The following is an 11,502-nucleotide window of genomic DNA, read 5'->3' as shown; positions in this document are numbered from 1 at the left end:
TGCCGACACGCTCGCCGCCATCGCGGACGAGAGCGGCCGCAACGCCAAAGCCGACCTGCTCGGCGGCCTCTTGCGCGAGCTAGGCGACGCCGACCTCCGCCGCGCCGCGCGGTGGGCCGCCGGCCGCGTGTTTCCCCTCGCGGACCAGCGGACCGTGGGCGTCGGCCACAGCGCCCTCCTGAACGCCATCGCCGCCGCCTCTGGCGCCGAGCCCGACGCGCTCCGCCAGAGGCTCGTCCAGCTAGGCGACCCCGGCGACCTCGCGCACGACGCGCTGGCCTCTGGCGGGGCGATGAGCTCTGGCGACGGGCCTACCCCCCGATCCAACGCGCCTGAAACGGCGGTTGGATCTGTCCCCCTCCCCGAGGGGGACAGTTCAGATTCAGCCTCTGGCGACTCCGCGAGTGCAGACGAGCGAGATGTGACCGTCCCCCTTGTCAAGGGGGACAGCGTTGCGACCGAAGGGGAGCAACGCGGGGGGTACGCTCAGGACGCCTCGGCGCCCGGAGCCTCTGGCGCCAGCGGCTTCAGCCTCGCGGATGCGGCCTCCTTTTTCGCCGACCTCGCCGCCACGCGCGGGTCGAAAGCGCGGACCGAGAAAACCGGCGCGATGCTCGGCACGCTCTCCCCGCCAGAGGCCCGCTTTCTCGTCAAGCTGCTCGCGGGCGAGACGCGGATCGGGCTGCTCCAGGGCGGCGTGGAGGCCGCGCTTGCGCGGACGTTCGAGCGCGAGGCCGGCGCCGTCCGCCGCGCGCACATGCTGACGGGCGACCTGGGCGAAACCGCCGTCCTCGCGCGGCAGGACCGGCTGGGCGAGGCCACGTTCGCGCTGTTCCACCCCATCACGTTTATGCTCGCCACGCCCGCCGAGTCCGCTCCCGGCGAAGACCCGGCGCCCGAGGTCGCGCGGCTCATGCCCGAGACGTTCGCCGTGGAGGACAAGTACGACGGCATCCGCGCCCAGGCACACATCGCGCCTCTGGCGCCCGAGGCTGCGCGCACGCCAGAGGCCTCTGGCGACCCCGATGGCGAGACGCTGCACGGCCAGATCGTCGAAGGCCCCGCCGGGCCGACGCGCGTCGCCCTCTTCTCGCGCACGTTGGACGAGAACACCGGGCAGTTCCCCGACCTGGTAGAGCCTCTGGCGGCGTTGGCGGCAGCGAGCCCGCGCGGACTGGTGCTCGACGGCGAGATCGTTCCCGTCTGGCCCGGCGAGGACGCCCTGCGCGTGGCGCCGTTCGCGAGCCTCCAGAAACGGCTCGGCCGCAAAAAGCCCCCCCAGGCCGTCCTCGACGAGTTTCCCGTCGCCTTTGTCGCCTACGACGTGCTCTACGCCGACGGCGACCTCCACCTCGACGAGCCGCTTTCGGAGCGCCAGAGGCGCCTGGACGCCCTGCCTCTGGCGGCGCCGCTCCACGCCTCGCGCGTGACGGTCATGGACGACGTGGCCGCGCTCGACGCCGCGTTCGAGGACGCCCGCGCCAGAGGCAACGAGGGGCTCATGGTGAAGCGGCTGGACTCCACCTACCGCCCCGGGCGCCGCGGGCGCGAGTGGCTCAAGATCAAGCGCGCCCTCGCCACGTTGGATGTCGTCGTGACCAGCGTCGAGGTCGGCAGCGGGGGGCGGCGGAAGTACCTGAGCGACTTCACGTTTGCCGTGCGCCGGTCCGAAAGCGACCCCGAACTCGTCAACGTCGGCAAGGCGTACAGCGGGCTCAAAGACGCCGAATTGGAAGAGCTGACCGAGTGGTTCAAGGCGCACACGCGGCAGCAGTTCGCCCACGGCCGCGTGCGCGTCGTCGAGCCCGAGATCGTGATCGAGGTCACGTTCGACGCCGTCCAGGAGTCCAAGCGTCACAAAAGCGGCTTCGCGCTCCGCTTCCCGCGCATCGTGCGCCTCCGGCCGGACAAGCCCGCCTCCGAGGTCGACACCGTCGAGACCGTCCGCGCCATCTACACCTCCCAACACGCCTCTGGCGAGAGCCCATGATCGTCCTCCCGTTCTCCTCGCTCACTCGCTTCTTGCGCCAGAGGCGCCGCTCCGCCATCCGCGCGACCGCCACCCGGCGGCGCTACAAGCGCTCGCATCGGCGTCGCTGGTCCCACCACCCCCTCTCCTGATGGACGCCCTCCCGCTCGCGGACGCCTTCCCCGAGGCCGTCCACACGTTTAAGCAGTGGCTCGGCGCCGCCCCGCGCGAGGGCCGTTGCGTCGTGTTCTGCCACTTCGACGCCGACGGCCTGGCCGCTGGCGCCCTCTTCGGCCGCGCGCTCCCCCTTCTCGGCTTTACCGATGTCGTTGTCGTCCCCTCCGGCCGCGACGAGTCCGCGTTCTCCGACAGCGCTCGCCAGAGGCTCGGTGAGATGGACCCCGCGAGCCTGGTCGTGACCGACCTCGGCGTGAACGAGACGGGCACGCTCGAAGCCTCTGGCGTCCCAGTCCTCTACGTGGACCACCACCGCCCGAGCGGTGCGCCAGAGGCCGGGTTTGTGGTCAGCGCCTACGACTGGGAGCCCATCCCGTGTAGCGCGTGGCTGGCCTACGGCCTCCTCGAAGCCGCGGCGCCCGATGTGGACGAGCTGCGCGAGTTGGACTGGATCGCCGCCGTCGGCATCATCTCGGACCTGGGCGAAAAGGCGCCGTGGCCGCTCATGGCCGACGCCAAGCGGCGCCACACCGCGAAGTGGCTCAAAGAGGCGACCGTCCTCGTCAACGCCGCGCGCCGCGCGAGCACGTTCCGCGCGCAAGAGGCCCTCGACCTGCTCATGACCGAAGACGGCCCGAAGCCTCTGGCGGAATCGCCCGAGGCGCAGCCGCTCCACGACGCCCGCGCCGAGGTCAAGGCCGCGATGGACGTCGCCGGGCAGGCCGCGCCGACGTTTTCCGAGACCGAGCCGTTCGCGCTTGTCCGCGTGGACTCGCGCTGCCAGGTGCACCCGCTGATCGCGCAGCGCTGGCGCACGCGGCTCAAGAAATACGCCGTGATCTGCGCCAACACCGGCTACCTGGACGGCACCGTCGCGTTCTCGACCCGGACCTCGCGCAAAGACCTCCCGCTCCCCCAGATCTACCAGGCCATCGACACGCCCGGCTGGAACGGGAAGTGGGGCCACGGGCACGACCAGGCCTCTGGCGGCCACCTCCCGCCCGAGGTCTTCAACGACGTTCTCGACGCGCTCGGCTTCGCGCCAGAGGCCCACGTCTCCCCAGACGCGTAAGCCCCGGACGCACCGGGAATCCGCGAGGGCGCCCGCGCGCCGGGCGTAGCCTCTGGCGCCAGAGGCCCGGCGCCTTTCCTCTCACCCCTCCCCTCTGAGACATGGCCGAATGGTTCGCGGTCGACCCGACCAACATCCTCGCGACAGTCCTCTCGGCGCTGTTCATCTACGCCGTCCTGATCCTCCTCGTGCGGCTCGTGGGCCTGCGGAGCTTTTCCAAGATGACGAGCGTGGACTTCGCGATGACCGTCGCGATGGGCTCCGTCCTCGCCTCCACCATCCTCTCGGCGGCGCCGTCCATCCCGCAAGCGGCCGTCGCGATGGCGAGCCTGTTCGGCATCCAGTGGGTGGTCTCGCGGCTCCGCAAGGACACGGACTGGATGGAGGACGTGGCCGACAACGAGCCCATCGTGCTCATGGCCGGGGAACGCATCCTCCGCGACAACCTCGAAAAAACGCGCGTGACCGAGAATGACCTCTGGGCCAAGCTCCGCGAGGCCAACGTGCTGGACCCCAACGAGGTCCGCGCCGTCGTGCTCGAAACCACCGGCGACATCTCGGTCCTCCACGGCGACCCCAGCGGGAAGGCCCTCCACCCCTGCATCCTCCGCGGCGTGCGGGAGGCAGAGCGCGTCGGCCTCGGCAGGGACGACTACGACGGATAACCCATGAGCGATTTCGACCTGGACGACTGGTTTTTCACCACCTGGGACTCCGTCGGCGACGTGGCGCTGACGGCGCTGGGCGTCTACGCCGTCCTGGTGCTCTACACCCGCGTGTCGGGGCTGCGGACGTTCTCGAAGATGTCCGGCTTCGACTTCGCGATGACCGTCGCCATCGGCTCCATCGTGGCGGGCAGCATCCTCTTTGACGGGCCCTCGCTGCTCCGCGCCGTCGCGGCGCTGACGGCCGTTTTCGTGATCCAGATGGCCGTGGCAGCACTGCGCCAGAGGCTGAACTGGATGGAGAACCTGATGGACAACGAGCCCATCGTGCTGATGACGCGCGAGGGCATGATCTCCGAAAACCTCCGCCGCACCCACGTGACCGAGGCCGACGTGTGGGCCAAGCTCCGCGAGGCCAACGTGACGCAGATCGCGCAGGTCCGCGCCGTGGTCATGGAGACCACCGGCGACATCTCTGTCCTCCACGGCGATCCCGACGGGCCCGGCCTCGAAGCCTGCCTCCTCACCGACGTGCGCGACGCGGACCGCGTCGCGACGGTCTGATGGCCGAGGGACACGCCGTGGTCCGGTGGGCGCGGAGGCTGGCCCCGCTCGTGGGCAAGCCTCTGGCGGAGGTGCGGATGCCCAAACGATGGGGCGAGCGGCCGCAGACGCTGGTCGGGCAGCACCTGCTGGAGCCCGAGACGCACGGCAAACACCTGCTCCTGCCGCTCTCCGGCGGCGAGACGCTGCACTGCCACGGCGCGCAGTACGGCTCTTGGCAGGTCGGCGAGCGGCCTCTGGCGCTCCGCAAAGAGCCCAAGCACGTCCGACTGTACCTCGGGACCGAGGACTACGAGGCCGTCTTCTTCCACGGCCCCACCGTCGAGCTTCTCACGCCAGAGGAGGTGGAAGCGCACGAGCGCCTGAGCAGCCTCGGCCCTGATGTGATGGCCGGCGGCCCTGGCTCGCCCGGCTTCGACCGCGACGAGGCCGCACGCCGCATCGCCGCCAGAGGCGCGGACCCCATCAAGCCCGTCCTGCTCGACCAGCGCGTCGTGGCGGGCGTCGGCAACATCTTCGCCAGCGAGGGGCTGTTCCTGGCCGGCATCGATCCACGGCGCCCCGCCGAGAGCCTCTCGCGCGAGGATTTGGAGCGGCTGTGGGACGCGACGATCCCGCTCATGTGGGAGGGCACCAAAACGTGGGGCCGCACCAAGACGACGCCCCCCGCCATGCAAGCCGAGGGGCACCTCCGCTGGGTCTACCAGCGGAAGAACAAGCCGTGCCACGTGTGCGCCACGCCCGTCGAACTGATTCGGCTCCCGCCGTGGGAGCGCGCGACGTACCTCTGCCCCCACTGCCAGAGCTAGCCTCTGGCGCCCGGCGATCACCCCCTGACGCCCGGCCTCTATCGCGACAGGTCCGGCCTCTGGCGCCAGAGGCGCAACCGCGCGTAGAGCGTCGGCGTCCCGACCTCCTTTCCATCCGATTCTATGAGCACGTTTCCTCCCCCCTTCTACCGCTGGCGCCCGCACCCCTGGCACGGCCTCAACGCGGGCTCCGAGGCCCCCGCAGTGGTCACGGCGTACATCGAGATCACGCCGTTCGATTCGGTGAAGTACGAGATCGACAAGCAGACCGGCTACACGCACGTGGACCGGCCGCAGCGCTCCTCAGCGCAGCCGCCGACGCTCTACGGGTTCATCCCGCGGACCTACTGCGGCACGCGCGTCAAGGCGCTCTCCGGCCCCGAGGCCGAGCGCGGCGACGGCGACCCGCTCGACATCTGCGTGGTCAGCGAGCGGCCCATCAACCGCGCCGACATTACGCTCAAGGCCCGCGTCGTGGGTGGCTTGCAGATGATCGACGGCGGCGAGGCCGACGACAAGATCGTGGCCGTCCTCCGCAATGACCTCTTCTGGGGCCACGCGCGCGAGCTCTCGGACCTGCCGGAAAAGCTCATCGAGCGCCTCACGCACTACTTCCTGACGTACAAGATGGTGCCGGGCCGCGAGTCCAAAGCCACCATCACCAAGACGTACGACCACGACCACGCGCAAGACGTCGTCCGCGCCTCCATGGCGGATTACGACGAGACATACGGCAGCTAGCGCCAGAGGCCTCTGGCGCCCGGTCAGGCGTCGCCAGAGGCCGGAGCAGCTGCGGCATCGAGCCAGCGGTGGAGGATGGCGAGGTGTAGATCGACGCGGGCTTCCACGTCATCCGGCACGGGCACGCCTCTGGCGTCGCAGTCGGCGCGGACGGCGGCGTCCACGTCGGTCATGTGAGGAGGATCGCCAGGGTGCGTTCCGCCTTCGTCGTCCAGAGCCTGTTGCAGACGCCAGAGGACCTGCGCGTAGCGCTCTATAGCGCTCTCATACGGCGCCGTGCCTTGATCGCGGAGATAGTCCGCAACGGTCCCGTCTGCCCCGTACTCGCCGTGAGTCTGAGGGTGTGGGCTCAGTTCGCCGAACGCCTCGCGAGGCGTCCCCACGCCAAACCAGGCGAGCGGATACAGGCGACACGCGATCGGCCTCCCGGCGTGCACCGAACAACCGGACGCGCCGAAAAAGGCGCAAGCACCGCCCTCGGTTTTGATCGATCTCGTCTCAGGGTCGAGGTAGCGAGAGTAGACGTCTGTCGTGCTCAGGCCGAGGACCTCAGCGATGCGGGCGGCTTCGTACGGGCTGACGGCGATGGTCTTGCCCTGGCAGCACTGACCGCACCCGTTGCACGCGTACGAAAAGGCGGTGTCTCGCGTGCGCGCAACTGGAAGCAGTGTCATCTCATGAGCTTCCACGGATCAGCGGCGCTCCTCCCGTTCGCCCTCCATCAGAGTGGTGTATACCACGTTTTTCTCGCCCGAGATGTCGCCAAGCTTTAGGAATCTCAGCGCTCCTGGCTCCATCAGCATCTCCGCTAGCTCTTCGGGGATCTCCATCGTGTGCAGTAGATCGGACCGCTTGCAACAGCCGGGGACAGTGATCCTCTCTGATCCCTTGTAGAAGGAGAGCATCGTCTTTCCAGACGGGCCATCGGCCGGCGCTGAGAATGCGGACAACGGGGCTCCAATTCCTACGGCGAGAGCGCCAGCAGCGCGTTTGAGGCTTTCACGTCGCGAGATGGAGGCAGGTTGTTTCTCTGGGGTGCTCATGCGCGGTACGCGGCTGGTGTACCTCGACATACGGGATTCCGCCTGATTGGAGACCACGCCTCTGGCGTTTTGGGGTACGAGGTACGAGGTACGAGGTACGAGGTACGAGGTACGAGGTACGGGAAGCAAGCCGGTCTGCGCCTCTGGCGCCAGGGCCCGAGTTCCGAGTTCCGAGTGAAGCTGCTCCGCGCTCGGCCTCTGGCGCCAGAGGCTACTCGAACGCGCCTGCCGGGCCGGGGAAGACGACCGGGCTCTCGCTGCCATCGCGCGCGACGCTGGAGACGCCGAAGAAGTAGTTGTCGATCACGATGTTCTCCAGCGTGTAGCTCTGACGCGCCTCGCCGTTGTCGGGCACGAAGACGCTCTTCTCCCACTGCGAATCTGTGGTCAGGCGCCACCAGATCCGGACGCCCGCGTGCTGCGGGTTGGTCTCCGCCAGAGGCCGGTCCCAGGCGAGTGTCGTGCTGGGCTGCACGGCGCCGCTCACGCTCACCGCCAGAGGCGGACGGGGCGCGCCCGCCATGCCGGCGAGGCTCACGGCGTTGAGCGCGGTCAGCTTGGCGGCGTAGTCGTAGTCGACGTATTCGACTGTGTCGCCGTAGTGGCGGCCGTCTTCGTTGCGGAGGTCCTGGTGCTGGCGGTCGTAGTGCTCGTGGGTCTCCATGATGCGCACGCCGGGGAAGCCCGCCTCGGCGAACGGCGTGTGGTGGCCGCCGCGGCCGAAGCGGTCGTTGCGGTAGATCATCATGATGTCCAGGTTGCGGATGTACTCGTCGGCCATCGTGTCCACGTAGCGGGCCACGTTGCGCGACGGGCTGTCCACCTCACCGCCGGTATAGCGCCGCATCGTGCCCTCGCGCTCGGTCTCGACGGCGCGCGTGCCCTCGGAGAAGACGCGGGCGCTCGTGTTGTCGCACACCCCGTCGATGCCGCACGAGTTGCCGATCATGTCGTTGTTGAGCACGGCTTGGATGTTCCAGTTGCGGGCGCGCGCCATGTCCGCGACGTGCTTGCCGCCGAAGAGGCCTTGCTCCTCGCCGCTCAGCCCGGCGTAGACGATGCTGCCGGGGAAGGTGTACTGCGTGAGGATGCGCGCCGCTTCGAGCGTGCCCGCGAGGCCGCTGGCGTTGTCGTTGGCCCCTGGCGCGTCGCTGATTCCGTCCAGCGCGTCGGAGGCGCGGGAGTCGATGTCGCCGGACATCATCACCATCCGATTGGGGTCACTCGTGCCGCGCTGGATCGCGAGGATGCTCACCACCTCGACCGGCTCCGGGATGCGCCGCTCGCCGCTGACCGTCTCGCGCACCTCGATAATCTCCAGGCACCCGCCGCAGTCGGTGGAGATCTGCTCCAGCTGCGCCCGGTACCACCGCCGCGCCGCGCCGATGCCGCGCGTCGCGCTGACCGTGTCGCTCAGCGTGTGCCGCGTGCCGAAGCCCGCGAGCGTGCGGATGTCGGCCTCGATGCGGTCGGCGCTTACACCCCCAGCGATCTCGTGCAGCAGCGGCACGGCCTCTGGCGGGACGGAGCCGCCCACGAGCGAGTCTGGCCATGCGGACGACTGGGCGAGGGCGGGCGCTGCGCCAGAGGCGAGCAGAAGGGAGAAGAGGAGGGCGCGGATCATGACGGTGTGAGGTGGGACCGCCGAAATGTAGTGGGCCTCTGGCGCCAGAGGCGCGGGCTGGTTGCACCATCTCGACGCCACACTCCGCGACGGACACATGTAACCGTAGGGGCGTATCGCATACGCCCCTCCCTCAGGATGCCGCAGCCTCTGGCGACTCCAACCGCGCCGTCCGGTCCAGCGCCAGAGGCCCGTATGTAATGCGTTTCCGCATGCGCGGCCTCTGGCGGCTCGGTGTTGCGCCAGAGGCCCCTGGGCGGGGCGCCGAGGTGGGGGGCGTATGCGATACGCCCCTACGGGTTTGTACCCTACGGCATGCCGTTTCGAGACCGCCGATCTGTCCGCCTTCGAACGCACGATTATGCAGACGGCCTCTACTTCATCACGATCTGCACGCACCGGCGCCAGAGGCTGTTCGGGGATGTGGAGGAGGGTGAAATGCTCCGCTCACCACTCGGCGACATCGCGCACGCGGAATGGATCCGCACCGAGGACGTTCGGCCGACGTGCATCCTGGACGCCTTCGTGGTGATGCCTGACCACGTCCACCTGTTGTTCGCCCTCCTCCCGCCAGAGGCCTCTGGCGAGCAAGGGTCCGAGCGGAGATTCCGGTCGCCGTCGGCGAATGCGGCGTCGATCGTGCGAGGCTACAAGGGCGCCGTCACGCGCGCCGTCTGGGATCGCGAAGGCCGCGAGGTCGGGCCGGTCTGGCAACGGGGGTTCTTCGACCGCGTCGTCCGCACGGAGCGCGAGGCCGACCACGTCCGCCAGTACATCGCCGAGAACCCTTCGCGGTGGCACGGCCTCGACGCCACGCGCCGCGACGGACACCGCATGTAACCGTAGGGGCGTATCGCATACGCCCCCCACCCCGGCGCCCCGTCCAGGGGCCTCTGGTGCGACACCGAGCCGCCAGAGGCCGCGGCACTCGGGAACGTATCCCGTACCAAGCCTCTGGCGTCAGGGCCGAACGCATGGGCGGTGTCGCCAGAGGCCGTGGCATCCTGGAGGGCGTATGCGATACGCCCCTACGGGGAACGTCGGAGGCCGCCTCTGGCGCCCCCGGATCGGGGTCCGGGGCAGGCGCCGACCTACACCCCCGCCTTCGCGAACGCGCCCTGCACCACCTCTTGCGCCTCCGCCTGGAGCCGCGCGAGGTGGTCGGCCCCGCGGAAGCTCTCCGCGTAGATCTTGTACACGTCCTCCGTCCCGGACGGGCGCGCGGCGAACCACCCGTTCGCGGTCGTGACCTTGAGGCCGCCGATGGGCGCGCTGTTGCCCGGCGCGCGCGTGAGCTTCGCCGTGACCGCGTCGCCCGCGAGCGTTTCAGCGTCGACGGCCTCTGGCGAGAGGTCCGCGAGAACCGCCTTCTGCTCGCGCGAGGCGGGCGCGTCGATGCGGGCGTAGACGGGGGAGCCGAAGCGTTCTTCGAGCGAGGCGTAGCGCTCGCCCGGATCGCGGCCCGTGACGGCGGTGATCTCGGCACCGAGAAGCCCGAGGAGCAGGCCGTCCTTGTCGGTCGTCCAGACCGTGCCGTCTTTGCGCAGGAACGAGGCGCCCGCGCTCTCCTCCCCGCCGAAGCCGTAGCTGCCCGAGAGCAACCCGTCCACGAACCACTTGAAGCCGACCGGCACCTCCGCCAGAGGCCGCCCCAGGCTCGCGACGACGCGGTCGATCATGCTGGACGAGACGAGCGTCTTGCCCACCGCTGCGGCCTCGGACCAGCCCGGTCGGTGCGTGAACAGGTACTCGATGGCGACCGCGAGGTAGTGGTTCGGGTTCATCAGGCCCGAGGATGGCGCGACGATGCCGTGGCGGTCCGCATCCGGGTCGTTGCCGAACGCGATGTCGAAGCGGTCGCGCAGTTCCACGAGGCCGGCCATCGCGTAGGGCGACGAGCAGTCCATCCGGATCTTGCCGTCGCGGTCCAGCCGCATAAATCCGAAGGCCGGGTCTACGACCTCGTTGACCACCTCGATGTTCAGCCCGTACGTCTCCGCGATGGGCGCCCAGTAGGCCACCGCCGCGCCGCCCATCGGGTCCACGCCGATCTTGAGGCCACTCGCGCGGATCGCGTCCATGTCCAGCACGTCCGCGAGGCCGTCCACGTAGGGCCGCACGAAGTCGGCGGTGTGCGTGGTGTCGGCTCCGAGAGCCTTCGCCAGAGGCACGCGTTTCACTTCGCGTAGCCCGCCGCGCAGGAGTTCGTTCGCGCGGTTCTGCACCGGGCCCGTGATGTCGCCGCCCGCCGGTCCGCCCGTCGGCGGGTTGTACTTGAAGCCGCCGTCCTGGGGCGGGTTGTGGCTCGGCGTGATGACCACTCCGTCAGCCGGTCCTGACCCCGCGCCTCTGGCGCCAGAGGCTGTTCCGCCAGAGGCCCCGTTGTGCGCGAGGATGGCGTGTGAGACCGCAGGCGTGGGCGTGAACCCGTCGCCCTCCTGAATCACGACCGTCACGCCGTTGGCCGCGAACACCTCCATCGCCGTCTCGAACGCGGGCCGCGAGAGCGCGTGCGTGTCGATACCGATGTACAGCGGCCCGTCGATTCCGGCCTCGCGGCGGTACTCCGCCAGCGCCTGGCTCGTCGCCAGGATGTGCGCCTCGTTGAACCGCCCATCCAGCGACGACCCGCGGTGCCCGCTCGTGCCGAACGTCACCCGCTCGGCCGGATTCTCGGGGTCGGGCGTGCGAGAGGTGTAGGCGTCGACGAGCGCCGGGATGTCCGGCAGGCGGTCGGCGGGGACGGGCTGTCCGGCGAGGGGATCGAGGGGCATGAGTCGGAGTGCGTCAGGGTTCAGAGGGATAGAGAGATTCTACGCCCGGTTCCACCGCCAGAGG

The 11,502-nt window shown here is 69.6% G+C and carries 11 protein-coding genes; 7 read left to right on the top strand and 4 right to left on the bottom strand.

All coding sequences use genetic code 11. The features are described 5' to 3' along the window. The 6 genes from BSZ36_RS01145 to BSZ36_RS01120 all read left to right on the top strand — a co-directional run. The coding region (locus BSZ36_RS01145; RefSeq protein ID WP_094545328.1) for an ATP-dependent DNA ligase at window positions 1-1,990 on the top strand (1,990 nt) is incomplete at its 5' end. Window positions 1,991-2,120: 130 nt separating this feature from the next. Continuing rightward, the gene (locus BSZ36_RS01140) at window positions 2,121-3,218 is read left to right on the top strand and encodes a DHH family phosphoesterase (protein ID WP_094545327.1); all 1,098 of its coding nucleotides are present in this window, start codon (window positions 2,121-2,123) and stop codon (window positions 3,216-3,218) included. A gap of 101 nt (window positions 3,219-3,319) precedes the next feature. Continuing rightward, window positions 3,320-3,883: a DUF421 domain-containing protein gene (locus BSZ36_RS01135; RefSeq protein ID WP_094545326.1), complete on the top strand. Its 564-nt coding sequence runs from the start codon at window positions 3,320-3,322 to the stop codon at window positions 3,881-3,883. A gap of 3 nt (window positions 3,884-3,886) precedes the next feature. Further along, complete coding sequence (locus tag BSZ36_RS01130) at window positions 3,887-4,447, top strand: DUF421 domain-containing protein (RefSeq protein WP_218827510.1); 561 nt, start codon at window positions 3,887-3,889, stop codon at window positions 4,445-4,447. Continuing rightward, window positions 4,447-5,256 carry an Fpg/Nei family DNA glycosylase gene (locus BSZ36_RS01125; RefSeq protein ID WP_094545325.1) on the top strand — a complete coding sequence of 270 codons (810 nt, stop codon included), beginning with the start codon at window positions 4,447-4,449 and terminating at the stop codon, window positions 5,254-5,256. Before BSZ36_RS01130 ends, BSZ36_RS01125 begins: the two co-directional genes overlap by 1 nt. 123 nt (window positions 5,257-5,379) lie before the next feature. Then, the gene (locus tag BSZ36_RS01120) at window positions 5,380-5,997 is read left to right on the top strand and encodes an inorganic pyrophosphatase (protein WP_094545324.1); all 618 of its coding nucleotides are present in this window, start codon (window positions 5,380-5,382) and stop codon (window positions 5,995-5,997) included. A 23-nt stretch (window positions 5,998-6,020) separates the two neighbouring features. On the opposite strand, the gene BSZ36_RS01115 is transcribed toward BSZ36_RS01120, so the two are convergent. From BSZ36_RS01115 to BSZ36_RS01110, 3 genes are all read right to left on the bottom strand, one after another. Then, window positions 6,021-6,671, bottom strand: a complete 651-nt coding sequence (locus tag BSZ36_RS01115) for a YkgJ family cysteine cluster protein (protein WP_094545323.1) — start codon at window positions 6,669-6,671, stop codon at window positions 6,021-6,023. Between the two features lie 18 nt (window positions 6,672-6,689). Then, complete coding sequence (locus tag BSZ36_RS18770) at window positions 6,690-6,902, bottom strand: hypothetical protein (RefSeq protein ID WP_143536707.1); 213 nt, start codon at window positions 6,900-6,902, stop codon at window positions 6,690-6,692. 349 nt (window positions 6,903-7,251) lie between these two features. After that, complete coding sequence (locus tag BSZ36_RS01110; protein ID WP_094545322.1) at window positions 7,252-8,664, bottom strand: M28 family metallopeptidase; 1,413 nt, start codon at window positions 8,662-8,664, stop codon at window positions 7,252-7,254. A gap of 315 nt (window positions 8,665-8,979) precedes the next feature. Between BSZ36_RS01110 and BSZ36_RS01105 the strand changes: the two genes are divergently transcribed. Then, window positions 8,980-9,504, top strand: a complete 525-nt coding sequence (locus tag BSZ36_RS01105) for a transposase (RefSeq protein ID WP_094545321.1) — start codon at window positions 8,980-8,982, stop codon at window positions 9,502-9,504. 251 nt (window positions 9,505-9,755) lie between these two features. Here the strand turns inward: BSZ36_RS01105 and pgm are convergent, their stop codons facing one another. Next, window positions 9,756-11,438 (bottom strand): phosphoglucomutase (alpha-D-glucose-1,6-bisphosphate-dependent), encoded by a 1,683-nt coding sequence (gene pgm, locus BSZ36_RS01100; RefSeq protein ID WP_094545320.1) that lies wholly within the window; start codon window positions 11,436-11,438, stop codon window positions 9,756-9,758. Window positions 11,439-11,502 lie beyond the last annotated feature (64 nt).

It is taken from the genome of Rubricoccus marinus (assembly GCF_002257665.1).
GTDB lineage: Bacteria > Bacteroidota > Rhodothermia > Rhodothermales > Rubricoccaceae > Rubricoccus > Rubricoccus marinus.
The sequence above is the reverse complement of the archived record's forward strand: the minus strand, read 5'-3'. Positions and strand labels throughout refer to the sequence as shown.